Below are 23,914 nucleotides of genomic sequence, written 5' to 3' on the forward strand. Positions count from 1 at the left end.
CCCACAACGGGGCCGCACCGCACACGAAGTGAGAGGGTACTATCAAACCGATAGGGAACTATCATCCAAGGTGCGGATAGCCTTCTCCGGAGCCGGCCGGAGCAGAGAGGAGCCGCACATGGCGACCACGAAAGACCGCGCCCCCCGGCGCAGGGTCGACGCACGCTCCAGCGTGGAGCGCATCACCGCCGCCGGACGAACCGTGCTGCGCACGGGCGAAGCCTCCCTGGAACAGATCGCGGCCGAGGCCGGCGTGGGCATCGCCACCCTCTATCGCCACTTCCCCAACCGGGAAGCCATCGTCCGGGCCGTCCTCGACGACATCCTCGAAACCGACCTGCTCCCCCTGATCGACGGTGCCGCCGACGCACCCCACCCGCGCCAGTCCCTCCAGGACATCGCCACACATCTGCTCGGCCTGATCGCTCAGGAACAGGGACTGGTCACCTTCGCCGGCAACTTCACCGACGTCGCCGTGGACGCCCTCCAACGCCTCAGCGACTCCCTCCACCCCCTCCTGCTGCGCGCGCAACAGGAAGGCGAGATCCGCCCCGACCTCACCGCCGAAGACATTCCGCGCTTCCTCGTGATGGCCGTCGCCGGCCTCGCACTGCCGGGCACGGCACCCTCCCTGCGCGCCCGCTTCATCGCCCTGCTCTTCGACTCGCTCAACCCCGCCAACGCAACCCCCCTGCCCCCGCTGCGAGTTGAAGAGGGCGATCTGCGCACCGCGGTCAGCAACGTCGCACGCACCTGATCCCGCAGCCGCCCGCCCACGACACCGCGTACGCCTGCTCCGCCTGGGGCACGGCGACGCGGCCCCGCGCCGGGCCGGCCATGGACGCGGGCGTGACGGCGGCGGACGTGGCCGGGTCCCACAACGGCCGCGCTCGCGGGCGGCACAGACGGGACGCGCCGTACACGTGCCCCAGTAGCGGCCACTGCGAATGACCATGCGCTGACAAGCTGCCGTCCGACAATCGCCCGGCCGTTCTCCGCCGCCCCGCCCGCGACCGCATCCGTCCCGGGCGGGGCGGCCCCCCTCCATCGAGACCGGCGTCAACCTGCTCGTCGACGGCAAGGTCGTCCGGAGCGCCACCGGCGCCGACTCCGAGAACCTCGACTGGGCCTCCTTCAACACCATGGCCTACAAGGGCAAGAAGGCCCAGATCCAGATCGTGGACGCCAACCCCGGCGGCTGGGGACACGTCCTCGCCGACCAGTTCACCGCCGCGGACAGGCCCGCCCTGAACACCACCCAGCGCGCCCACTGGCTCGACTACGGCGCGGACTTCTACGCCGCCAACACGTGGACCGACGCGCCCGGCGGCCGCCGCGTCATGATCGCCTGGATGAACAACTGGAACTACGGGCAGGCCATCCCCACCAGCCCGTGGCGCAGCGCCGACTCCTTCCCCCGCCAGCTCTCCCTGCGGACCGTGAACGGCAAGGTCCAGCTGATCCAGCAGCCGGTCCGCGAACTGACCGCCCTGCGCGGCGCCGCCACCCGGCTGCCCAGCACACGGATCGCGAACACCACCACCCCCCTCGCGGTGCACGGCAGCAGCCAGGAACTCCAGGCCGACCTCACCGCCGGCACCGCCGACCGCTTCGGCCTGGACGTCCGTACCGGCGGCGGGCAGCGCACCCGCGTCGGCTACGACACCGCCACCGGCGAGGTCTACATCGATCGCACCGACTCCGGCGCCACCGACTTCGACCCCACCTTCTCCGGTGTCCAGCGCGCTCCCCTCGATCTGCACGGCGGTCAACTGACCCTGCACGTGCTCGTCGACGCCTCCTCCGTCGAGGTCTACGCCCAGAACACGCGCGGCGAACAGGTGGTCCTCACCGACCAGGTCTTCCCCGACCCCACCAGCACCGGCATCGACGCCTTCGCAGAAGGCGGCACCGCCACCCTCGACCACATGCAGGCCTGGCAACTGAAGTCCCTCTGGCCGTGACGAGCCCGAGGTCCGTGCGCCGGACGGCCAGGAGCGGCTCACGGCGTACGTCGGCCCCGCCCGGAGGGGCGTAGGGCGTCAACGACCGCGCCGGCGAAACGGCACCTGTCCGCTCAGGCACCGGAGAGGCCTGAGGCGGCCGAGGACGACCGGCGCACACGCAGGACGAACCCGGCGCTCTCGCAGCGGCCGGGGAGATCCCGAAAGTCCTCCAGGTCCATCCGGGAGCGCAGGAGCGACACCGCTGTGCGGGCGATCGTCCCGCGCTGCGGGTCGACGGTGGTCAGGGGCGGTGAGGCGAAGCGGGCCGCCTCGATGTCGTCGAAGCCCGCCAGGGCCACGTCGTCCGGGACGGAGACGCCGCTTCGGGCCAGGACCGACAGCGCACCGATGGCGACCACGTCGTTGTAGCAGAACAAGGCGTCGAAGCGGACGCGGGTGCGCAGCAGACGGGCCACCGCACCGGCGCCGGAGGACCACAGGTCGGCGTCGTCCACGCCGATCACCAGCGAGTCGTCGTAGGCGACTGAGGCGTCTTCGAGAGCTCTGCGGTAACCGCGCAGACGTCGACCGCCGGCGCGTGGCTCCGCCTGTTCGCACAGGGCCGCGATGCGGCGTCGGCCCTGGGCGAGCAGGTGGCTGACGGCCGCGTGCGTGCCCTGCTCGTCGGCGATCTCGACGTAGTCCAGATGCATCCCGGCCGCCTGAGCGGGGCGCTCGCCGAGGACGACGGTGGGCTGGGTGAGGGGCAGGGGCAGGTACTCCGCGGCCGTGAGGGCCTGCGGTACGTAGATGACCCCGTCCACGAGTTCCTTGTGCGACGTGGACAGGACGGCTCGTTCACGCTCGGCGTCTCCGCGCGTGGTCTCGACGACCACTTTCAGTCCCTGGGTCTCCGGAGCCCGGATGACCTGTTCGGCCAGCTCCGCGTTGAACGGCTGGTAGACGTTCGGGAGGATCAGCGCGATGGTGCCGGTGCGCTGTGAGCGCAGGCCGCGGGCGAAGGGGTTTATCCGGTAGCCGAGTTCCTCGACGGCCGCACGGACGCGTCGTTCCGTCTCCGGGCTGAAGGAGCCGGTGCCGTTGATGACGTTGGAGACCGTCTTCGTCGACACGCCCGCCTTTTCGGCCACGGTACGCATGGTCACGCTCCGCCCCATGCGGCCATCCCTCCCAGAGTCGATTCACGGACGGTCAGTTGGTGGTCGGCGACGACCAGCCGTGCGGAATCCCGCTCGACCGTACCGTTCATGCGGTCGTTCAGCAGGGCCAGGGCTTCCCGTGCGATCTGGGCCCTGCCGGGGGCGATGGAGGTGAGCGACGGGTGGGCGTACCGGGCGTCGTCCGTGTCGTCGAACCCGGCGACGGCCACCTCGGCCGGGACCCTCACCCCCGCTTCCTGCAGGGCGTGCAGGGCACCGAGCGCCAGGGCGTCCGCGAAGGCGACCACGGCGTCGAAGGGGATGCCTCCTTCGATCAGCCGGCGCATGCCCGTGGCTCCCTCCTGGCGGTTCCAGTGGGGGGTTCCCACTTCGAGGACCAGGTCGGGGACGTAGGGCAGGCCGGCGTCGCGCAGCCCGTCCCGGTAGCCCTCCAGGCGCAGGTGGGCGGCCGCCCGCTCGGGCCGGCCGGTGTGGTCGGCACCCAGAGCCGCGATCCGGGTGTATCCCAGCGACACCATGTGCCCGACGAGGGCCCGGACGCCTTCCTGGTTGGCCATCGCGACCCGGTCGACGGGCGCGTCGTAGGCACGTTCGGAGACGAACACCGTCGGCACGGTCCGTGCCACGGTCAGGGCCTGTGCGTCCGACAACCCCACCGGGTACATCAGCAGCCCGCCCAGGTGCGGACCGTGCTCCCGGACCAGGGCGAGTTCGGCCTCGGCGTCTCCTTCGGTGAGTTCGATCAGCACCGTGAGCCCATGGCGTTCCGCCTCCCGCATGATCTCTTCGGCGAGCGAGGAGAAGTAGGGCTGGGACAGGTGGGGCAGGGCGAGTCCGACGAGGTCGATCCGGCCGGTGCGCAGGTTGCGGGCGACCGAGTTGGGCCGGAAGTCCAGCTCCGCTATGGCGGCGTGGACCTTTCGCCGGGTCTGTTCGCTGACGTTGGGCTCGCCGTTGACCACACGGGAGACCGTCTTCAGTGACACCCCGGCCCGCTTGGCCACGTCATGCATCGTGGACATGACCGAACCCTAGACTCTGGCCGGGGCGGGACCGCGCAGCCCCGCGCACTCGGCCTCGGTGAGCGGCAGCACCGACCCGTGGCGGAGCCCCGGAGGCAGTACGCAGAACTCCGGGTCGGCCGCGGGAAGCCACACGGAACTGTCCAGGCGGTCGGCCCGGAAGGGCACGTAGCCGCGGCCGAGGAACTCGTCCAGCAGGAGCAGCCAGCCCCGCCCGTCGGGGGCCGGAAGCACGATCGGCCCCTCGGCGTGCGCCAGCCCCGGCAGCCCTTCGGCGCCGCGGCCCACGCCCTGCGCGACGGGCTCGTAGTCCGGGGCGGTCAGATCCCGGGAACGCTCCACGAAGACGAACTTGGCATCCGGGGCATCCGCCGTGCCGGGCAGCCTCTCGTCCTTCGTGAACCGGTAGAACCAGCCGTCATGCTCCACGACCGTGGAGTCGATGACGGGATAACCCTTGTCGACCCACACACGTGGTGCGCCGAAAGTGCGGAAATCCTTGGTGGCCGCGCAGTACATGCGCTGGTACGACGGGCTCTCGTGCCCCGGGTCGTCGTCCGGGTAGACGGTGGAGGCCCAGAACACCAGGTACTCCTCCCGGACCGGGTCGTGGACGGCCTCGGGCGCCCAGACGCACCCGGCCTGCTCCGGCATGACCTCGACCCGGTGCGGCCCGTCCCAGCCGCGCAGGTCGGCCGAGCTCCACACCAGCAGGTCGCGGCTGCCGTGCGCGATCGCCTGTTCCCAGCCCGCGCCGCCGTGGATACGCAGGTCGGTGGCGAGCAGATGGAACCCGCTGCCGTCCGCGGCCCGCACCAGGAACGGGTCCCGGGCGCCTCCGTCCGCCGGGGCGAGCGGGGGAATACCGGTGAGTTCCGTCCAGCGGTCCATGCGGGGGGTGTCGCAGAGCGCGAAGCGGATCCGCTCGCCGTCGGGGCGGTGTTCGCCGGCGAAGTAGGCGAAGAGGTAGCCGGCGGGCCGTTCGGGCCCCGCACCGAGGGCCGGCTGTGCCGTACCCGTGGCTTGGTGGTCGCGGTGGGCGCTCTGAGGCACGGAGCCTGTCTCCTCGGCTGCGGGGGTGGGGTGGGGCGAGCTTCGCATCGGAGGTTCATCGTTGTCAAAGGGCGGGCAGTCCGGTGACGCACGACAGACCTCATTGCGGCATGACCCGGGACTGGAGGATACGACGAAGCGGGCGGCTGTGACCTGCAGAGATCACGAACGCGCCAGGGATGTTCGGGGGTGCCATTTGATGTCGGTCTGGAAAAGGACCGACCGGAGAGGGTTGACGACGATGTACCTGGCGGACATTCTGATCCCGCTTCACCCAGCCGTAACACCCGGTTCATCCGGTTCGTTCGGCTTGTCCTCCCGACGAAGCCGGCTGTCGCCGGCAGAAGAAGGTCGTCATGGCCTCCCTTGTCCCCGTCCCGGCGCCCCTGTACGAGGACCCCGTCCACGCGGGCCCGACCGATCCCGTCGTGCAGTACGACGGCCGGCAGTGGTGGATGTTCTACACACAGCGTCGCTCCGACGTGTCCGCGCCCGGCGTCGCCTGGGTGCACGGCACCGCGATCGGCGTCGCGACCAGCACGGACGGCCGCGACTGGCTCTACCGCGGTGTGCTGGACAGCCTCCCGTTCGAGCCCGGCACCAACACCTTCTGGGCCCCCGAGATCGTCCGGGCGCCCGACGGGGTGTTCCACATGTACGTCAGCTACATCCGCGGTGTGCCGGACCGCTGGGAGGGGCACGACCGGCGGATCCTGCACTACACCAGCGGCGACCTGTGGCACTGGGTCCACGCCGGACCGGTGGCGCTCAGCTCACGACAGGTCATCGACGCCTGCGTCCACCCGCTGCCCGACGGCTCGGGCTGGCGCATGTGGTACAAGGACGAGGCCCACGGCTCGCACACCTGGGCCGCGGACTCAACCGACCTGTACGACTGGCGGGTACGGGGCCCGGTACTGGAACACCGGCCGCACGAGGGGCCCAACGTCTTCGCCCTGGACGGCCGCTACTGGATGATCGTGGACTGCTGGGACGGCCAGGACGTGTTCCGCTCCACCGACCTGGAGGACTGGACCCCGGCCGGCCGCATCCTCGACGGATCCGGCACCCGTGCGGACGACCAGGGCGTCGGACACCACGCCGACGTCGTCGCGGGACCCGACGCGGCCTGGATCTTCTACTTCACCCACCCCGACCGGGACCCCCAGTCTCCGGACAGCGACGGACCGGCGCAGCGCCGCTCCGTGGTGCAGCTGGCCCGGCTCACCGCCGACGGCGACCGGCTGCTGCTCGAGCGTGACGCCGTCCCGTTCCACGCCCTGCCCCGGCCCTGACGCCTCCGGACACCGTCCCTGGCACCCCGCCCGGCCCTGACACCCGTACCGCCACACCCGAGCACACCACACCGTCACCCCGCCCCGCGCGCTCCCCGAGAGGAACCACCATGTCCATCGACCACACCGACAACGGCGCCCCCCAGCTCAGCAGACGACGCTTCGTGCAGGGCAGCCTCATGGCCGCCGTCCTGGGCGGCACCGCGCTGGGTGCCGCCGCCTGCTCCACCAGCACCGCGGCGAGCGGCGGAGGCGGCAAGGGCTCCGTGTCCTTCTTCTCCTGGGACACGCAGACGATCATGAAGCCGGTGCTGGACCTGTTCACCAAGCAGACCGGCACCTCCGTCTCCTTCTCCTACGCCCCACCGGTGCCGCAGTACGTCTCCACCCTGCAGACCCGTCTGCAGGCCCACACCGGCGCCGATGTCTTCATCCTCACGGCCGAGGACAAGCAGCTGGTCGGCGGCGGCTTCCTGAAGGACCTGACCGGCCAGAAGTTCCTGGAGCCCATGAACTCCGCCAACAAGGACTTCATGACGGTCGACGGCAAGGTGTACGGACTGTCGATCTCCTCCTGGGCCGGCGGGATCATGTACAACAAGGAGCTGCTCGCCAAGGCCGGGGCGGACAGGCTGCCGGACAGCTGGGCCGGCTTCCTTCAGCTGTGCGGCAAGCTCAAGGACAAGGGGATCACCCCCTACTACGACGCCGCGCACGACGGCAACTTCATGGCGCTGTGGGGCCTGCTCGGCGGGTACTTCGCCGGCCAGGGCGCGTTCCCGGACGCCGACATCTTCGCGGGCAAGACCACCTTCGCCGACACCTGGACCGAACCGCTGGTCGCCTACTGCAAGCTGTACACCGAGAAACTGACGCCCAAGGCCGTGCTGGGCCTGACCAGCGACCAGGTGGTCAGCGAGTTCGCCAACGGACGGGTGGCCATGTTCGGCGCCGGCACCTGGAACGTGCCCGCGGTCCAGAAGAGCGCCCCCCACCTCTCCTTCCAGACGGAGGCCATCCCCGGCATCACCCCGGGCAACAGCTACTGGACCGGTGCCGCCAGCCCGGGCTACGCGATCAACGCCAAGGCCAAGAACCCCGAGGCCGCCCTGAAGTTCCTCCAGTTCCTGGCGAGCCCCGACGCCGTGCAGGCGTACGGCAAGTCCAGCGGGGCGATCACCACCACCAGCAACTTCACGCCGAGCTTCGCCGAAAGCATCACCAACCAGGCCCTCGGCGCCCGCTCCGGCAAGATCTACCTTCCCGTCGTCGCCTGGCCACGTCACTCCAACGAGCTCATCCAGGAGTTCAACACCCAGATGCAGCAGATGGTCCAGGGGTCGGTCAAGCCCAAGGACATCCCCGCCGCGCTGGACAAGAAGCTCAAGCAGCTCGACGCGAAGTAAGCGGGAAGCGACAGCCCTCATGGCAATCCAGACCTCCGACCGCCCCACTCGGACACGCGCCGGCGCCGCCCCCGGCGGCGCCCGCCCCGCCCGCCGCCGGCTGCGCGAGCAGCTGACCACGCAGGCGTTCCTGGTGCCGATCGCCGCCGTGCTGGTGGTGCTGTTCCTGGTGCCGCTCGCCGAGTCGGTGTACTACAGCTTCACCGACTACAGCGGTTCCTCACCGACCCGGCACCTGGTCGGGCTGCGGAACTACCGGCAGATCTTCACCGATCCCTCGGTGCTGACGGGCCTGGGCTTCACCCTGCTGTACGCGGTGGCGACCACCCTGATCGTGACCGTCCTGGCCATCCCGCTCGCGGTGATCCTCAACCGCCGCTTCCCCGGCCGGAGTCTGGTCCGTGCGGCGTTCTTCTTCCCCGCCGTGCCCAGCATGGCGATCCTCGGCCTGGTGTGGACGTTCGTCCTGTCGCCACTGTCCTCCGGGGTGATCAACTCCGTACTGGGCAGCCTCTTCGGAGTCGGCCCGGTGCCGTGGCTGTCGGACAACACCCTGGCCAAGGTCTCGGTGATCGTGGTCGGGGTCTGGGCGCAGACCGGCTGGCACGCCGTCCTCTACCTCGCCTACCTGCAGTCCGTCCCCCGGGACTACTACGAGGCCGCCACCATCGACGGAGCCACACCGCGCCAGCAGTTCTTCCGCATCACCCTGCCGCTGCTCGCGCCGGCCATGACGGTCAGCCAGTTCCTACTGCTCATCAACGGCCTCAGGGTGTACGACCTGCCGTTCACCCTCACCCGCGGCGGGCCCGGCTACGACACCTACACCATCACCCAGGTACTCGTACAACGCGGCATCGCCGAGGGCGACTACGGACTCGGCGCCGCACTGGGTGTCATCTTCCTGATCGCCGTCGCAGCGGTGCTGTCCCTGCAACTCTCCGTGACCCGCAGGCTGGAAAGGAGGTTCCGGTGACGGCGATCCTCTCCCGGCCGCGCACTCGGGGCTGGCTCACCAGCGCCTACATGCTGCCCCTCTCCGCGGTGATGGCGCTGCCCTTCTACTACGTCCTCGTCAACACCCTCAAGACGCAGGCGCAGACCACCGGTTCACCGCTGGCACTGCCGACCTCGCCGGACTTCTCCACCTACCGCCGGGTCATGGACCAGGTCCCCGTCGCGGCGGCCTTCGCGAACACCCTCTACGTCACGGTGTTCTCGGTCGCCCTCATGGTGCTGATCGGCGCCATGGCCGCCTACGCCCTGACGATCCGCCCCACCAGGTTCAACCGGCGTTTCGGCAGGCTCCTGCTGCTCGCGTTCGTCGTACCCACCCAGTCCACGCTCATCCCCGTCTACCAGATCTTCGTCAAACTGGGCCTGGTCAACAGCCTGAACGGCCTCGTCCTGGTCTACAGCGCCGGATCGATCTTCTGCTGGTTCGTGATCCAGGGCTATATGGCCACCCTGCCGTTCGAGGTCATCGAAGCCGCCCGGCTGGACGGCTGCGGTCCCTGGCAGATCTTCTGGCGGATCGTGCTGCCGCTGATCCGGCCCATCCTGGCCACCGTCGCGGTGTTCCAGACGATGTGGATCTGGAACGACTTCTACACCCCCAACGTGTACCTCAGTGACCCGGGCAAGAGCACGATCGTGCTGGAGGTCTACACCTCGGTCGGGCAGTTCCAGGTCGACTGGCCGGCCTTCCTGACCCTCAGCGTCATGGCCCTGGTCCCCATGGTGGTCTTTTTCGTCGCGGTCCAGCGGCACATCATGTCCGGCCTGCTCAGCGGCGCCGTCAAGGGCTGAACCCCGCCCTTGCCCAGCTGACCGCCCCCCTCAGATCGACCACTGCGTTCGGCGCGCCCTCCTCCCCGTATCGCCCGGCACGGCGTGCGCACGGGTCTGCTCCACCTCACTCATCCGCTCCGTTCGAAGAGGAACGCAATGCGAAGATGGCCACGCCGCCTCATGGCGGCCCTGGGCAGCGCGGCAGCCACGCTGGGACTGGTGATCATCCCCAGCACGGCCGCCCACGCGGCGACCTGCACCACGTACTACATCTCGTCGTCGTCCGGCAGCGACAGCAACGACGGATGCGGCACCAGCACCCCGTGGAAGACGCTCGCGAACGTCAACGCGACGACGTTCACGGCCGGCGACCAGATCCTGTTCCAGGCCGGCGGTTCCTGGACCGGCGAACTCCAGCCCCAGGGATCCGGCGCCTCCGGGAACCCGATCGTGATCGCCAGTTACGGATCCGGTGCCGCTCCCATCCTCAACGGAGGGGGCGCCGCGGCCACCATCTACCTCAAGGACCAGCAGTACTGGACGATCCAGAACCTGGAGATCACCAATCCGGCCTCCAGCGCGGCGCTGCGCAGCGGCATCCAGCTGGAGAACGACACCACCGGCATCCTCGCCGGAATCCACATCCTGAACAACAACATCCACGACGTGAAGGGCTACTGGGCGAACGTCCAGAACCCCGTCCAGCCGAGCCAGTCCTCCGGCATCGCCTTCGACGTCACCGACAACAACACCACCAGCGGCTGGGACGACGTCCGGATCAGCAACAACACGCTGACGCACGACGACGCCGGCGGCATCTACATCGGCTCGCTCGTCGGCCTGAACCACGACATCAACACCACCAACGTCGTCATCGACGGCAACACGCTCACCGACATGGGCGGCAACGACATCGTCTGCGTCTTCTGCGCCTCACCGGTCATCCAGAACAACGTCGCCACGAACAACGGCTACCGCTACTCCGGCGCAGGCCTGTGGAACGGGTGGACCACCAACGCGGTGTTCCAGAACAACGAGGTCTCCCGCCAGTACCGCAACTTCGTCGACGGCCAGGCCTTCGACATCGACAACAACAACACCGGCACCGTCATCCAGTACAACTGGAGCCACGACAACCCGTTCGGCTTCACGGAGTGGTGCTGCCGCAGCGGCTTCGGCGCCAAGTCCTCGGTGATCCGCTACAACATCAGCCAGAACGACGGAGCGTCCAACGCGGTCTTCCCCGGCATGGGCGGCGTCGACAGCAGCACCACCGCCCAGGTGTACAACAACACGATCTACATGGGCGAGGGCGACAACGGCGGCGTGACCGGCGGCACCCCGAACAGCACGGTCACCTTCTCGAACAACATCATCTACAAGCTGGGAACCGGCGGCTACTCCACCACCAGAACGACCTGGACCCACAACCTGTTCTACGGCAACCATCCGAGCAGCGAACCGGCCGACTCCGCGAAGATCACCGCCGATCCGCTGTTCGTGAACCCGGGCGCCGGCGGAACGGGCCGGTCCTCCGCCGCGGTCTACAAACTGCGCAGCGGCTCGCCCGCCCTCGGCGCGGGCGCGGTCGTCTCCGGCAACGGCGGCCAGGACTACTTCGGCAACTCCGTCTCCGCCACCGCCGCGCCCAACATCGGCGCCTACAACGGCCCGGCCGTCTCCGGACCCACGGCCCACGCGGGCGCGTACTGGCCGCTCGAGGAGGGCTCCGGCACCGCCACCGCCGACCTGACCGGCGGAGCCAACAACGGCACGCTGCAGGCAGGGGCTTCCTGGACGACCGGCAAGGTGGGCGCGGGCGCCATCAGCCTGACCGGCGCGAGCAACTCCTGGCTGGACGTCCCCACCACCGCCCTCGACACCAGCGGCAGCTACACGGTCTCCTCCTGGGTGAAGCCGAACAGCCTCACCGGCAACCAGACCTACGCGAGCATCGACGGCTCGAACATCAGCCCCTTCTACCTGCAGCTGTCGAACGGCACCTTCGCCTTCACCGTCCGCGGCTCCGACTCGACCGGCGCCACGTACAAGCAGGTCACCGGCGGCAGCCCCACCACCGGCACCTGGTACCACCTGACCGGTGTGTACGACAACAGCGCCCACACCATCGCGCTGTACGTCAACGGCCAGCTCCAGGGCACCACGGCGTTCTCCTCACCGTGGAAGGCCACCGGCCACACCACGATCGGCCGGGCGAAGTGGAACGGCGCCAACGTCGACTTCGTCAACGGGGCCGTCGACGACGTACGCATGATCCCCCGGGCGATCACCGCCCGCGAGGCGTACGCCCTCGGAACCGGCGCCGCCGGCTACTACCAGCTCGACGAGGGCAGCGGCCAGACCGTCACCAACCTGCTCGGCAACACCGACGACGGCTACACCGAGGGCAACGCCACCTGGGCGGGCAGCGGCAAGATCGGCAGCGACTCGCTCAGCTTCGACGGCACCGCCGTGACCATGGCGGTCGTCCCTTCCTCGGTGATCGACACGAGCCAGAGCTACACGGTCGGCGCCTGGGTGAAACTCAACTCCGTCAGCGGCAACAACCAGACCTTCGCCAGCCTCGTCGGCGGCAAGGTCAGCCCGTTCTACCTGCAACTGTCAGGAGGCAAGTTCACCTTCGTCACCCGGGCCTCCGACGCGAACGCGTCCGCGGCCACGACGGTGACGGCCGGCTCCGCGGCGACGACGGGCACCTGGTACCACGTCCTCGGCGCGTACGACAGCAGCGCACAGACGATCTCGCTGTACGTCAACGGCACCCTCCAGGGCAGCACGTCGTTCACCTCCCCCTGGAAGGCGAACGGCGCGACCCTGATCGGCGCAGGCACCTACAACCAGGGACCGGTGGACTTCACCAACGGCCAGATCGACGACGTCCACTTCTACAACCGGGTTCTCACCACCGCTGAGATCCAGACGCTCGCCGCCGGCTGAACCAGCGGCGGGACGGGACGGGTGCCCACCCGGGCATGGAAGCACGTGTTCCGGGCCGGGCACCCGTCGCCCCTTCGGACGGCCCCACGAGAGAGGAGTCGGCGATGAGCACGTCGACGCACCGGCACCGGTACCGGACACCGGCGCAAGACCGTCCGCGCGGCAGCCGCGGTGGCCCACGCCGTAGCGTGCCGCTCTGGCCGATACCCGTTACCGCGCTGGTGGCGGCGGCGGCCGTCACCGCAGCGGTCCTGCTGCCCGGCATGCGACAAAGCCGGCCGCCGACTCCACCGGCGCCACCGGCCACGGCCGTGGTGGCCACGATCGACGGTCAGGACATTCCGGTACGGGAGCTCGCCCTCTACCTCGCTCAGGAGAGAGCGGCCACCTTCACCCACTTCCGGCAGAAGTTCGGAGCCGAAGACGGCCCTCGCTTCTGGACCACCGAGCACGACGGCCAGACACCCGCCGCCTACCTCCGCGAGCGGGCGCTCTCCGACGTCACCAGGGCCGCCGTCGAGCTGGACCTCGCCCACCGCCAAGGTCTCGTGGCGGATTCCGGGTACGACGCCTTCCTGCGCAACTGGCGGACGGAGAACGCGCGCCGCCGAAAGGCCGTCGCCGCCCACCAGGTCATCTACGGCCCGGTGCAGTACACCGAGTCGAACTACTTCACCTACGTCCTGAGCAACCTCGCCGCCGCCCTCCGGGACCGGCTCACCGACACGCGGGCCATCACCACGTCGGACAGCGCCCTCAGGTCCTACTTCACCGCCCATCGCGGCGACTTCCCGCACCAGTCGTTCGCCACGGCACAGGAGGAGGTCCGCCAGGCGTACGTCCTGGCCCGCTACCGGGCGTTGATCGAGCACCTCGCGGGATCGGCTCACGTCCGCGTGCATCACAGGGTGTTCGACGCCGTCCCGGTCACCTGATTTCGCGAACTCCTGCCGCAGCGTTCCGCCCTGGACCAGGGTCAGGAACCCGCCGGCCCAGTGACCGCACTCAGCTCCCGGCGGCGGAGCCGGAGCGCACGGACGCCGGCGCACATGCCGACGATGTCCGGGTTTCGGCGCACGATCCGCCACTGCGTCCCCAGGGCGTCTCCCCCGGACCGGCGGCCCGCCCTGTGAGATCCGTCCGTTCCGATTCGCCGACGCAGCGGTTACGACGATCACCAGGAGAGAATGATGCGTGAGGGGAATGTAAAGACTAGGGAGCAACGGTGGGAGCGGACGGGGTAGTTGGGGACGGCGGGAACGGGGCTCCGTTGCTGGGCCGCTCCGTCGAACTGGCCCGGTTCGACGCGCTGCTCGACCGTGCGGCAGGCGAGGCGCGCGGCACGGCGAAGGGCGAGGAGTTCCGTGCCAGCGGCCCTTCCCGGCTCGTCGACATCACCGGTGAGGCCGGCATCGGCAAGAGTCGGCTGCTCGGCGAGGTCTGCGCCCGGGCGCGCCGACGCGGAATGACGGTACTGCGCGGCAGAGCCACGGAGTACGAGCGGCAGGTGCCGTTCCAGGTGTTCACCGACGCGCTCGCTCACCTCGACCCGCACGCCCTGGACAGCTTCCAGGAGAGTGAGGCGGTGGCGCCCCTCCTGCAGCGGAGCGGAGCGGTCGACCGTTTCGGACTGCACCGGTCCACGGCCGTCCTGCTCGCCCGGCTCGCCGCCCCGTCCGGGCTGCTGCTGGCCCTCGACGACCTGCACTGGGCGGACCCGGCGTCACTGGAGCTGCTGGACCATCTCGTACGCCATCCCGTGCACGCCCCCGTCGTCCTGGCCGTGACACGCCGTGACCGCCAGAGTCCCGAGTCCCTCGCCGCCAGGCTCACCCGAGGGCTCGACACCGGCACGGTGGTCAGACTCGGCCTGATGCCGCTGAGCGCACGCGACTGCGCCGAACTGGCCGGCCCCGGCCTGCCACCCGCCGAGACCGCCGCGCTGTACGCCGCGAGCGAGGGCAACCCGTTCTACTTCCTGACCCTCCTTCAGGCCCACCGCGCGGGTACGCCGCCCGAGTCCACGGCACCGCCTGGGCTCGGCACCCTGCTGCTGGACGAACTGACCGTGCTCGCCCCCTCCCGGCGTGGCATCGTCGAGGCCGTGGCGGTACTGGGCGAGCACGCCACCCCGGCGATGGTAAGCCGGGTGACCGGCCGTTCCGGCACGGCCTTCACCGCTGACGTCCACGCTCTCACCCGCCGCGACCTGCTGCGCTCCGCCCCGCAGGGTCTGCTGACCCTGCGGCATCCGGTCGTGCGAACCCTCGTCCACGAGAGCACGCCCTTCCTCAGGCGCGTCGAGATCCACCGGCTCGCCGCGCAGGAACTGGCTCGCGCAGGGGCCTCCGCCGCCGAGCGGGCCCACCATGTGGAACAGTCGCTGACCGCCTGGGACCCGGCAGCCGTGGCCGTGCTCGACGAGGCCGCCGCACGAACCGCCCGAACGGCCCCGGCGAGCTGCGCCCACTGGCTCGATGTGGCACTCCGCCATCTTCCGCACACACCCGAACATGCCGCCCGGCGCCGGGAGTTGCTCCTGCGGCGGGCCCGCGCCCTGGCCGCGTGCGGTGGCCTGCGCGAGAGCCGCGACCTGCTCCAGGAGCTGATCGCCACCCCGCGGCGGTCACCCCGTGGCCCGACCACCGGCGAGGACCAAAGCCTCAGAGTGCGCGCGGTCGTCCTGTGCGCGCTGGTGGAGCGCCATCTGGGGCGCTGCACCGAGGCCGTCGCCCTGTTGCGCCGCGAGCTGGCCCGCCGCCCGGCACCGGCCGACGTCGTCCGGCTCGGCCTGGAACTCGGCTCGGCCGCGCCCCAGGACAGCGACACCTCGTACGCCGAGGTGCGCACCGAGGTCGAGGCGGCTCTCGCGGCGGCCCGGTCCACGGGGGACGAGGTCGGGGAGGCGGGGGTCCTCGCCGTCGCCGCCCTGGGAGAGGCGTACGAGGGCAACATGACCGCGGCGCACGGACTCGCCCGGCAGGCCGCCGCCCTGGTCGACTCCCTGCCCGACAACGACCTCACCGCCCTGTGCGAACCACTGGCCCGGCTCGGCTGGGCGGAGGCCTTCCTGGAGCACTACCCGGACGCGGAGCGGCACGCGGAGCGCGGCCTCGACATCGCCCGGCGCAGCGGCCAGCTCTATGTCGTGCCGCATCTGCTGCTGTGCCTGTCCCATGTCCGGGTCCAGACCTGCCGGATCTCCTCGGCGCTGGAACTCGCCGAGCAGGCCGAGGACATCGCCCGTGGGATCGGCAGCGACCAGTTGCTCGCGCTCGCCCTGGCGAGCAGGGCCGCGGCACTCGTCGCCGCCTGCCCGCCGGACGATCCGCGCCCTCTCGCCGTCGCCGAGGAGGCGGTGGCCGCGGCCGGTACGGGGGTCGACTGGTGGGCCTCCACGGCCTGGTGCATCTTCGGCTGGGCCGCGCTCATGGCCGGCGCCCCGGTCCGCGCCCGGGACGCGATGCTCCAGGCGGGCGGCCCCGAACTGCAGCGGATCCAGCCCTCGATGCGGCCGCTCTACCTGGAGGTCCTGGTCACGTCCGCACTGATGACGGACAGGTCCGAGGAGGCCCGGGGCTGGGCCGAGCGGGCGCGAAAGGAGGCGGAACAACTGGGGCTGCCGATGCAGCGGGCATCCGCGCTGCGCAGTACCGCCCATCTGCCGCTGGCGCGGGGGGACACGGCTGCGGCGGCGGACCTGTTCGCGGAGGCAGCGGCGGAGAGCGCCCGCTGCGGCGCGGTCTTCTGGGAGGCCCACTCCCTGCTGCTCGGCGCCCCGCTGGAAGCGGCGGCGGGCCGCGGCCGGGGCGGCAGGCACGCCTGGCTCAGGGGGCGCCGGCTCGCCGAGGCGGGCGGCAGCGGCATGCTGGTCGGCCTCGCCGACGCCACCAGTCCGCCCGGTGGCGGCTCCGAGGCTCCGTACGGTTCCCCGGACCGCGTCGAACTCACCGAGCGGCTGGCCACCCTGACCGCCCGGGAACTGGAGATAGCCGAACTGGTGGCGCAGGGGCTCACCAGCCAGGCCATCGCGGACCGGCTCTACGTCAGCCGGCGGACCGTCGAGACCCATGTCTCCCGCACGTTCCGCAAGACCGGGGTCTCCTCGCGTACCGCCCTCGCCACGCTGATGGCCCGCCGCCGCACCGGGAGCCGTTTCGGGGACGGCCGCGCGGAGCAGGGCTGAGCCTGGTCCGGGTGCCCTCGGCGGTGGCCGGTGGCCTCTGCGCGCCGGCCCCCGCGGTCTCGGCCGGTAAGCCGCCTACCTGACGTCGACGAAGTCGCCGGGCGCCGACGCGGAGCCGGTCGTGGTGGTGCCGGCGAAGACGAAGCGGTAGTAGCCGTCGGAACCGGCCTTGGTGGTGGCGCTGAGGGTGCCGGTGCTGCTGGTCTTGACCGTCTTGAGTGTGGTGTACGTGCTGCTGCCCTTCTTGCGGAACTGCAACTTCACCGGCTGGCTCGCGTATCCCGCGTACTTGCCCGTGGTCCAGTTGGCGCGGCTCAGCTTGCCGGTGACCGTGATGGTCTTGCCCTTCCTCACCGGCTCTGGGGAGGCGTTGGCGGTCACCTTGGCGGCGCGCTTGATCTTGGTCCTGGCGACGTCGTCGTCGTAACTGGCGTTCGCGTAGAGGTCGTAGGCGCCCAGGAAGAGTTTCCAGGTCCCCGCGGTGCCGTTGCCGTCCTTGAAGTCGACCGCGGGATCGATGGTGAAGACCGTCTTGCAGCTGTAGCTGTAGCCGTTCTGGACCGGCGTCTCCGTGCAGGCGGGGTAGTCGTCCGACCCCAGGCCACCGGTGATGGTGTCCGTGCTGGAACTGTCGGTGCCCTGCCACAGGAAGGCCTGCGTGAGGGCCACGCCTTCCTCGTCGAAGGCGGTGAACGTGACGGGAACGGCCTTCTTGCCCGTGACGCCGAGGACGATGTCCTTGCCGTTGTTGACGACCCCGTCCTTGAACGTGGTGCCGCCCAGCGCGTCTCTCGGCTGGACGCTCCGCGAGGCGAAGGCTCCGAGATCTGTCGCCGCCCCGGGGTGCTCCGCCGCCTGGGCAGCCCCCGGAAGAACGAGCGCAGAGAGGACGACGGCGCCGGAAAGGACGGTGGTCGCGGTGTGTGAACGCATGTGAATCCCCCAGGACGAGGTCGGACGGCCCTGCCGGACTGTCCTTGTGGCAGGGCCTGTTGATGTGATGAGGAGGTCGGTGCACGCCCGGCCCGCGGGCAAGGGGCTCAGGACGCGGGAGAGGGGAAGAGTTCGTCGACGTCGAAGCTGTAGCCGGGTGCGGGGTGGAGGTCCGTCGGCTTTCGGCTCGTAGCCCGGTGCGGGTACGTCTGCCGGTCGTGGTCGGCGACCGCTGCGACCGCCCGGTGTCGTCATGAACGCAAGGAAACGGCACAGGTGTCGGGGGCACGTCGGTAGAAACACCTATTCCATGTACGTACGTGTCATCGCCGCCCGTCCGCCGCGATCTCCTCCGGAGTCGCCGCCATGCCGTACGACCGTTGGCGCAAGGCGAACCCGCAGCCCGGCCGAAGCCGACGGGCACGCTACCCGGGCAGCTGTCCTCGAGCCATGACCGCCCGACCCGAGATCACCCGACGTGATCTGCGCGCCAGCCCTGGAGATCATGGACGCCGTCCAGAGCGGCAGCCCTTCACCGTACCCGCCGCGTCACGCGCTGAGCCGGTAACCGCTGTATCCGGTCGGCGGACAATTGCCCGCCCAATGCGGCAACCTTTTTCTCCTCGGCTACCACTGAAGACGTATTCGGTGTCTTTTCCCAGAGACCCCGATTCGACCAAAACAGAATAACGCGGTGCAAAACGGATGACCGAACTACAGCCGTCGACCACCGTGGCGAAGAATCATGATCAAGGAGATCTGCCGCATGAGTGACACAAGTGAAAAAGGACTGTCCCCGCAGGACTTCACCCAGTCCGGGCGGACCCGCGGCCGGCACCGCCGGAAGTGGACCGCGACGGGCCTGCTGATCGGCATACCCGCCGTTCTCGGTCCTTTGCTTCTGCTCGCTCAGCAGAATTCCGAGGCCGCGACAATCGACTCAACCGCCTACTACCACCTGATATCCGTGCACAGCGGCAAGGTGCTGGACGTGAACGGGAATTCCACATCGGACGGCGCGGGCATCATCCAGTATCAGGACAACGGCGGCAAAAACCAGGAATGGCAGCTGAAATCCACCGGCGACGGCTACTACGAACTGGTCAACCACAACAGCGGCAAGGTACTGGAGGTCAAGGGCGCCTCGACGGCGGACTTCGCCGCGGTCCAGCAGGCGACCGACACCGGGGCGGCGAACCAGCAGTGGCGGATCGATGACCTGGCCGACGGCGCCGTCAAGATCGTGTCGCGCAACGGCGGCAAGGTGCTGGACGTGAACGGGGCTTCCACGGCGGACGGCGCGGCGATCATCCAGTACCACGACACCGGAGGCGACAACCAGCAGTGGAAGCTGACGGCGGTGGCCGGCGCCGACGCCGGCACGCCGTCGCCGAGCGCCGACGTCGACCCGGCGCAGCAGGTGCTCGCCACGATCAACCAGGCCCGAAAGGCGGCCGGCCTGCCGGACTACACCATCAGCGACGGGTTGAACCGCAGCGCCGCAGCGCACACCAGCGTGATGGCCGGCGGCTGCGGGCTGTCCCACCAGTGCCCGGGGGAAGCCTCACTGGGGGCCCGGGAGACGGCTGCGGGCGTCAAGTGGACCGCGGCGGGCGAGAACATCGGCGAGTCCGAGGGCGTCAGTACCGACTCTGCGGCCATCGCCCAGGCGGCGGTGGACCTCACCCAGCAAATGCTCGCCGAGCAACCGCCGAACGACGGCCACCGGCGCAACATCCTCAGCTCCTCGTTCTCCCACGTCGGCATCTCGGTGTACCGGGACTCGAACGGGACCGTCTGGATGACGCAGGACTTCTCCAACTAGGGCGTGTTTCGAAAGTAGCGTCGTCCGCCCGGAGGGCGGGGCCCGCGGCGTCTGGCGCGGTGCATCGCAAGGCGGAGGGTCGCCCGCGTACCGGGCGTACGCGGGCGATCCCGACAACGCGGCGAGGCGCCGTGCCAGGCGTCGCGGGCCAGACGGGACTTTCGAAAGACGCCCTAGTACTGCAACGTTGCTTGTTCTGAGTGCTGGGCAGTTCTCAGGGGCTGTGTCCGCGCCGCCCCGGTACTGGATGTGTCGGGGCGACCCCGACAACGCAGCGAGCGTGCGTGCCAGGCGCCACCGGGCAGGCGGGACTTTCACCACACACCCTGGTCCGGAACCTGTGGCAGCCGGCACGCCCCGCTACCACCAACCCCTGACCCGCGGCCGGGGGCACTGCCACGCGGCACCAGCCGGACCACCGACCAGGACGACTGCCTGACGATCAGGGTCGAACACTGCCTCCTATACTCCTGGCGTGTTTGACACCTCGAACCTCTTCCATGTTTCGTCCATGCTCAATCGGCAGTCGATCACACAGCATGGCCTGGACTGGGCCCGGATGAGCGCCGCACGGGGAATCGCCGGCAGCCGCCGCCCCGAGGTGGAGGGGATCTTCGTCTGTCGGGGCGAGGAGGAAGCAGAGTTCTTCCTTCAGATGAACAACACCGGCGGGCCGGTTGATCTCTGGTCCGTGGACGGCATCGATGAGGGGTTGCTCCTCGACAACGGCAACGGATTCGTCTACCTGCCCGGCCGCATACCAGCCGCGCGAGTCCGCCTCGTGCGGTCAGACGTTCCTCCTCAGCTTGGTTCGTGACTTCGCGCGGCGGCACGGTTGCCGTCAGCCGACGCCCGATCCACCCGGGACTTCGTTGTCCTGACCGCAACCCCTGGCCGGTCCCGGGCTCGCCCCCGTCAGACCAGCCGCCTCGCGGCACGCTGCAGCAGCGTCCGCAGCAGGGCCGTCTCCTCGGCGCCGAGGGCTGTCACGATGTGCTCCCGCTCGCGTTCGACCGCCGCCGTCCAGCGCGTCAGCGCCTCGCTGCCGCGCTCCGACGCGAACACCAGGACGCGTCGCCGGTCCGCGTCGTCGATCCGTCGCAGGACAAGGTTGAGGGAGACCATGCGGTCGACGACCTTGGTCAGGGTCGGCGCCGTCAGCAGGGCGGACTCGGCGACCTCGGTCATCGGATGTCCGGCGCCGTCGCCGAGAAACGACAGCACACGCCACTCCTCGAGCGTCGCGCCCTCCGCCTTCAGCGCCTCACCGAGTCTTTGGACGACAGTCCGCTCCACGAGCGTGAGAGCTCGTGCCAGGTCGAGGTCGAGTGCGGTCGCGGGGGTGGTCGAGGTCATCGCCCTGCCAAAATCCGTGGTGGGTGTGGGGGGTGCGCTGCAGCGCTCGCAGTGGTGCGGGCTCCCGCGGCAGACAGGGTTCCTGTGGAGCGGTTCCACGATACAGTCATTTTCTTATCGCTGGGAAATATTCTCGTAGCAACCAATCACTAGTGTGCGTGACTATGATCGAGAAGGCCGTCCGGCTCGGCTCTCCGGCAGGCCGGACCGGGGAGTCGCTGGATGTCGCCCTGGTGATTCCGCTCCAGGGCCCCGCCGGGATCTTCGGTCCTTCCTGCGAGTGCTGTGCCCAGCTGGCGGCCGAGGAGGTCAACGCCGAGTCGGGGGTGCTGGGCAGGGAGGTGCGGCTGGTACTCGTCGACGGCGGTGCGCCCCCCGAGCAGGTGGCGAGCGAGGTCGACGCCCTGATTTCCGGAGGCGTCGTCGACGCGGTGGCCGGCTGGCACATCTCCGCCGTCCGCGAGGTCGTCGCGCCGCGCATCGACGGACGCGTGCCATACGTCTACACCGCGCTGTACGAAGGCGGCGAGCGCTCCCCCGGTGTGTTCCTCACCGGCGAGACCCCGGGCAGCCAACTGCGGCCCGCGCTGCAGTGGTTCGCCGGCGAACTCGGCATCCGGCGCTGGACCATCGTCGGCGACGACTACGTCTGGCCCCGCTCCTCCGCCCGCGCCGCCCACCGCTATCTGCGGGAACTCGGCGGCGAGGTCTGCGACGAGATGTACGTGCCGCTCGGCACCCACGACTTCGGGCCGGTTCTGGCGCGAGTCGAGGCCAGCGGCTGCGAGGCCGTCCTCATGCTGCTGATCGGTGACGACGCCGTCCTGTTCAACCGGGCGTTCACCGCGGCCGGGCTCGACCGCGACCACCTCCGGTTCAGCTCACTGATCGAGGAGAACGTCCTGTTGGCCACGGGACCGGAGAACACCCATGGCCTGATGACCTCGGCCGGTTACTTCGAGGACCTGCCGACCGCGTACGGCCTCGACTTCGCCGCCGCCTACGGACGCCGGTTCGGGCCCCGGGCGCCGGTGCTCAACAGCCTCGGCGAGTCCTGCTACGAGGGCGTGCGCATGCTCACCGAGCTGCTTCGTCGTGCCGGGGCCGTGGACGTCGCCCGGATCCAGGCGGCCGCCGAGGGGCTCGAGTACGAGACTCCGCGCGGCACGGTCCGGATTCAGGACCGTCACCTCAAGCAGCGGGTGTTCCTCGCCGCGGCCGACGGGCTGCGATGGGACGTCATCCAGCAGCTGCCGTAGCCGAAACACCGCGGCGCTCATCCTTTTACCCGCACGTAACACGGCCAACTCTTGTCCAATTGCTTCGCTCGGAAATACTTTTGCTTCGAAGCATTTGGAGGTTGGTTGTCCATGGCCACCTATCGCTACCGCTGCACCGACTGCGGCCCCTTCGACGTGATCCGTCCGATCGGCCGCGCCCTGCCCCAAGAACCCTGCGAAGTCTGCGGCGAGCAGGCCCGCCGGGTCTTCACCGCCCCGATGCTCGGCCGCACGTCCGCCGCGCTGGCCCGCGCCCTGCACGCCCAGGAAGCCAGCGCCCACGAACCCCGGGTCGTCACCGACGTGCCGCCGGCCCGCCGCCGAACCGCGGGGTACGCCGATCCGCGGCACGCCCAGTTGCCGAAGCCCTGACCCCTCTGCCCGACACCCGTTCTCGGAGGCAGTCCATGCCCGAAGTCGTCTTCAGCGTCGACCAGGCCATGTCCATGCGCGACCAGAAGGTCCCCGGCCACAACCGCTGGCACCCCGACATCCCGCCCGCCGTCACCGTCAAGCCGGGTACGGACTTCCGTATCGAGTGCCGCGACTGGACCGACAACCAGATCGGCAACAACGACTCCGCCAACGACGTCCGCGACGTCGACCTCACCCACGCCCACATGCTCAGCGGCCCCATCGCCGTGGAGGGCGCCGAGCCCGGCGACCTGCTCGTCGTCGACATCCTGGACCTGGGCCCCGTACCGCAGTCGCAGGGCGAGGGCTCCGGGGAGGGCTGGGGCTACACCGGCGTCTTCGCCAAGAACAACGGCGGCGGCTTCCTCACCGACCGCTTCCCCGACTCCTACAAAGCCGTCTGGGACTTCCACGGCCAGCAGGCCACCTCGCGCCACATCCCCGGCGTCCGCTACACCGGCATCACCCACCCCGGCCTCTTCGGCACCGCGCCTTCCGCCGAGCTGCTCGCCCGCTGGAACGCCCGTGAGCAGGCCCTCATCGACACCGACCCGCACCGGGTGCCGGCCCTCGCCCTGCCGCCGCTCGCCGACAACGCGCTGGCCGGCACGGCGACCGGCGAGCTCGCTTCCCTGATCGCCGCCGAAGGGGCCCGCACGGTCCCGGCCCGGGAGAACGGCGGCAACCACGACATCAAGAACTTCACCCGCGGCTCCCGGGTGTTCTACCCCGTCCTCGTACCCGGCGCCCTGCTCTCCGGCGGCGACCTGCACTTCAGCCAGGGCGACGGCGAGATCACCTTCTGCGGCGCCATCGAGATGGGCGGCTTCATCGACCTGCACGTCGACCTGATCAAGGGCGGCATGGAGAAGTACGGGGTCACGACCAACCCGATCTTCCTGCCCGGCAACGTCGCGCCGCAGTACACCGAGTTCATCTCGTTCGTCGGCATCTCCGTCGACCACGGGACCGACACCAACCACTATCTCGACGCGACGATGGCGTACCGCAACGCCTGCCTCAACGCCGTCGACTACCTCATGACCTTCGGCTACAGCGGCGAACAGGCCTACCTCCTGCTGGGCTCCGCCCCGATCGAGGGCCGGATCAGCGGAGTCGTGGACATCCCCAACGCGTGCAGCACCCTCTACCTCCCCACGGCGATCTTCGACTTCGACATCCGGCCGACGGCCGAAGGGCCGAGGAAGGCCGACCGCGGCCAGTGCGCCGTCACCTCCTGAACACCCTGCACACCTGCACGTCCTGAA

General features: G+C 69.8%; 19 protein-coding genes. 14 read left to right on the forward strand and 5 right to left on the reverse strand.

The genetic code is table 11. The features are described 5' to 3' along the window. Nucleotides 1–118: 118 nt before the first annotated feature. Nucleotides 119–757, forward strand: coding sequence for a TetR/AcrR family transcriptional regulator (locus tag ACIBVL_RS03840; RefSeq protein ID WP_399091211.1), 639 nt, complete (start codon nt 119–121; stop codon nt 755–757). 385 nt (nt 758–1,142) lie between these two features. Beyond that, on the forward strand, nt 1,143–1,964 hold the full coding sequence (locus ACIBVL_RS03845; protein ID WP_399091212.1) for a glycoside hydrolase family 32 protein: 822 nt from the start codon (nt 1,143–1,145) through the stop codon (nt 1,962–1,964). Between the two features lie 113 nt (nt 1,965–2,077). Here ACIBVL_RS03845 and ACIBVL_RS03850 read toward each other — a convergent pair whose 3' ends face one another. Genes ACIBVL_RS03850 through ACIBVL_RS03860 form a run of 3 tightly spaced genes read right to left on the reverse strand, consistent with a single transcriptional unit; the run spans nt 2,078 to nt 5,202 of the window. Continuing rightward, nucleotides 2,078–3,106 (reverse strand): LacI family DNA-binding transcriptional regulator, encoded by a 1,029-nt coding sequence (locus ACIBVL_RS03850; protein WP_399092036.1) that lies wholly within the window; start codon nt 3,104–3,106, stop codon nt 2,078–2,080. A 2-nt stretch (nt 3,107–3,108) separates the two neighbouring features. Then, nucleotides 3,109–4,149 carry a LacI family DNA-binding transcriptional regulator gene (locus ACIBVL_RS03855; protein ID WP_399091214.1) on the reverse strand — a complete coding sequence of 347 codons (1,041 nt, stop codon included), beginning with the start codon at nt 4,147–4,149 and terminating at the stop codon, nt 3,109–3,111. Nucleotides 4,150–4,158: 9 nt separating this feature from the next. Continuing rightward, on the reverse strand, nt 4,159–5,202 hold the full coding sequence (locus ACIBVL_RS03860) for a glycoside hydrolase family 43 protein (RefSeq protein ID WP_399091217.1): 1,044 nt from the start codon (nt 5,200–5,202) through the stop codon (nt 4,159–4,161). Nucleotides 5,203–5,558: 356 nt separating this feature from the next. On the opposite strand from ACIBVL_RS03860, the gene ACIBVL_RS03865 reads away from it, so the two are divergent. The 7 genes from ACIBVL_RS03865 to ACIBVL_RS03895 all read left to right on the forward strand — a co-directional run bounded on the left by ACIBVL_RS03865 (nt 5,559) and on the right by ACIBVL_RS03895 (nt 16,838). After that, complete coding sequence (locus tag ACIBVL_RS03865; RefSeq protein WP_399091219.1) at nt 5,559–6,497, forward strand: glycosyl hydrolase; 939 nt, start codon at nt 5,559–5,561, stop codon at nt 6,495–6,497. A 110-nt stretch (nt 6,498–6,607) separates the two neighbouring features. Further along, nucleotides 6,608–7,903: an ABC transporter substrate-binding protein gene (locus ACIBVL_RS03870; RefSeq protein ID WP_399091222.1), complete on the forward strand. Its 1,296-nt coding sequence runs from the start codon at nt 6,608–6,610 to the stop codon at nt 7,901–7,903. A gap of 19 nt (nt 7,904–7,922) precedes the next feature. Next, nucleotides 7,923–8,879: a carbohydrate ABC transporter permease gene (locus ACIBVL_RS03875; RefSeq protein WP_399091225.1), complete on the forward strand. Its 957-nt coding sequence runs from the start codon at nt 7,923–7,925 to the stop codon at nt 8,877–8,879. Next, a complete protein-coding gene (locus ACIBVL_RS03880; protein WP_399091228.1) occupies nt 8,876–9,712 on the forward strand; it encodes a carbohydrate ABC transporter permease in 837 nt (278 codons plus the stop codon). Before ACIBVL_RS03875 ends, ACIBVL_RS03880 begins: the two co-directional genes overlap by 4 nt. A gap of 138 nt (nt 9,713–9,850) precedes the next feature. Continuing rightward, nucleotides 9,851–12,652, forward strand: coding sequence for a LamG-like jellyroll fold domain-containing protein (locus tag ACIBVL_RS03885; protein ID WP_399091231.1), 2,802 nt, complete (start codon nt 9,851–9,853; stop codon nt 12,650–12,652). A gap of 104 nt (nt 12,653–12,756) precedes the next feature. After that, nucleotides 12,757–13,587 carry a hypothetical protein gene (locus ACIBVL_RS03890; protein WP_399091234.1) on the forward strand — a complete coding sequence of 277 codons (831 nt, stop codon included), beginning with the start codon at nt 12,757–12,759 and terminating at the stop codon, nt 13,585–13,587. 335 nt (nt 13,588–13,922) lie between these two features. Further along, on the forward strand, nt 13,923–16,838 hold the full coding sequence (locus ACIBVL_RS03895; RefSeq protein WP_399091236.1) for a helix-turn-helix transcriptional regulator: 2,916 nt from the start codon (nt 13,923–13,925) through the stop codon (nt 16,836–16,838). A gap of 75 nt (nt 16,839–16,913) precedes the next feature. Here the strand turns inward: ACIBVL_RS03895 and ACIBVL_RS03900 are convergent, their stop codons facing one another. Next, complete coding sequence (locus tag ACIBVL_RS03900) at nt 16,914–17,771, reverse strand: hypothetical protein (RefSeq protein WP_399091239.1); 858 nt, start codon at nt 17,769–17,771, stop codon at nt 16,914–16,916. A 766-nt stretch (nt 17,772–18,537) separates the two neighbouring features. Between ACIBVL_RS03900 and ACIBVL_RS03905 the strand changes: the two genes are divergently transcribed. Continuing rightward, the gene (locus tag ACIBVL_RS03905) at nt 18,538–19,596 is read left to right on the forward strand and encodes an RICIN domain-containing protein (RefSeq protein WP_399091241.1); all 1,059 of its coding nucleotides are present in this window, start codon (nt 18,538–18,540) and stop codon (nt 19,594–19,596) included. Nucleotides 19,597–20,071: 475 nt separating this feature from the next. After that, nucleotides 20,072–20,413: a hypothetical protein gene (locus tag ACIBVL_RS03910; RefSeq protein WP_399091244.1), complete on the forward strand. Its 342-nt coding sequence runs from the start codon at nt 20,072–20,074 to the stop codon at nt 20,411–20,413. A 98-nt stretch (nt 20,414–20,511) separates the two neighbouring features. On the opposite strand, the gene ACIBVL_RS03915 is transcribed toward ACIBVL_RS03910, so the two are convergent. Then, nucleotides 20,512–20,952, reverse strand: coding sequence for a MarR family winged helix-turn-helix transcriptional regulator (locus ACIBVL_RS03915; protein ID WP_399091247.1), 441 nt, complete (start codon nt 20,950–20,952; stop codon nt 20,512–20,514). Between the two features lie 164 nt (nt 20,953–21,116). Here ACIBVL_RS03915 and ACIBVL_RS03920 point away from each other — a divergent pair, with 164 nt between their 5' ends. The 3 genes from ACIBVL_RS03920 to fmdA all read left to right on the forward strand — a co-directional run bounded on the left by ACIBVL_RS03920 (nt 21,117) and on the right by fmdA (nt 23,887). Continuing rightward, entirely contained in the window at nt 21,117–22,211 is a 1,095-nt protein-coding gene (locus ACIBVL_RS03920; protein WP_399091250.1) for a substrate-binding domain-containing protein, read from the forward strand. A 111-nt stretch (nt 22,212–22,322) separates the two neighbouring features. Continuing rightward, on the forward strand, nt 22,323–22,604 hold the full coding sequence (locus tag ACIBVL_RS03925; RefSeq protein ID WP_399091253.1) for an FmdB family zinc ribbon protein: 282 nt from the start codon (nt 22,323–22,325) through the stop codon (nt 22,602–22,604). 35 nt (nt 22,605–22,639) lie between these two features. Further along, the gene (fmdA, locus tag ACIBVL_RS03930) at nt 22,640–23,887 is read left to right on the forward strand and encodes a formamidase (RefSeq protein ID WP_399091256.1); all 1,248 of its coding nucleotides are present in this window, start codon (nt 22,640–22,642) and stop codon (nt 23,885–23,887) included. Nucleotides 23,888–23,914: the final 27 nt, after the last annotated feature.

The organism is Streptomyces sp. NPDC049687 (assembly GCF_044465285.1).
In the GTDB taxonomy this organism is placed as follows: Bacteria; Actinomycetota; Actinomycetes; order Streptomycetales; family Streptomycetaceae; genus Streptomyces.

Excerpts from the sequence above, each read along its gene's own strand:
- fmdA (WP_399091256.1), top strand. The coding sequence starts at position 22,640 with ATGCCCGAAGTCGTCTTCAGCGTCGACCAGGCCATGTCCATGCGCGAC.
- ACIBVL_RS03900 (WP_399091239.1), bottom strand. The coding sequence starts at position 17,771 with ATGCGTTCACACACCGCGACCACCGTCCTTTCCGGCGCCGTCGTCCTC.
- ACIBVL_RS03855 (WP_399091214.1), bottom strand. The coding sequence starts at position 4,149 with ATGTCCACGATGCATGACGTGGCCAAGCGGGCCGGGGTGTCACTGAAG.
- ACIBVL_RS03905 (WP_399091241.1), top strand. The coding sequence starts at position 18,538 with ATGAGTGACACAAGTGAAAAAGGACTGTCCCCGCAGGACTTCACCCAG.
- ACIBVL_RS03890 (WP_399091234.1), top strand. The coding sequence starts at position 12,757 with ATGAGCACGTCGACGCACCGGCACCGGTACCGGACACCGGCGCAAGAC.
- ACIBVL_RS03840 (WP_399091211.1), top strand. The coding sequence starts at position 119 with ATGGCGACCACGAAAGACCGCGCCCCCCGGCGCAGGGTCGACGCACGC.
- ACIBVL_RS03925 (WP_399091253.1), top strand. The coding sequence starts at position 22,323 with ATGGCCACCTATCGCTACCGCTGCACCGACTGCGGCCCCTTCGACGTG.
- ACIBVL_RS03885 (WP_399091231.1), top strand. The coding sequence starts at position 9,851 with ATGCGAAGATGGCCACGCCGCCTCATGGCGGCCCTGGGCAGCGCGGCA.
- ACIBVL_RS03875 (WP_399091225.1), top strand. The coding sequence starts at position 7,923 with ATGGCAATCCAGACCTCCGACCGCCCCACTCGGACACGCGCCGGCGCC.
- ACIBVL_RS03845 (WP_399091212.1), top strand. The coding sequence starts at position 1,143 with ATGGCCTACAAGGGCAAGAAGGCCCAGATCCAGATCGTGGACGCCAAC.
- ACIBVL_RS03915 (WP_399091247.1), bottom strand. The coding sequence starts at position 20,952 with ATGACCTCGACCACCCCCGCGACCGCACTCGACCTCGACCTGGCACGA.
- ACIBVL_RS03865 (WP_399091219.1), top strand. The coding sequence starts at position 5,559 with ATGGCCTCCCTTGTCCCCGTCCCGGCGCCCCTGTACGAGGACCCCGTC.
- ACIBVL_RS03850 (WP_399092036.1), bottom strand. The coding sequence starts at position 3,106 with ATGCGTACCGTGGCCGAAAAGGCGGGCGTGTCGACGAAGACGGTCTCC.
- ACIBVL_RS03870 (WP_399091222.1), top strand. The coding sequence starts at position 6,608 with ATGTCCATCGACCACACCGACAACGGCGCCCCCCAGCTCAGCAGACGA.
- ACIBVL_RS03920 (WP_399091250.1), top strand. The coding sequence starts at position 21,117 with ATGATCGAGAAGGCCGTCCGGCTCGGCTCTCCGGCAGGCCGGACCGGG.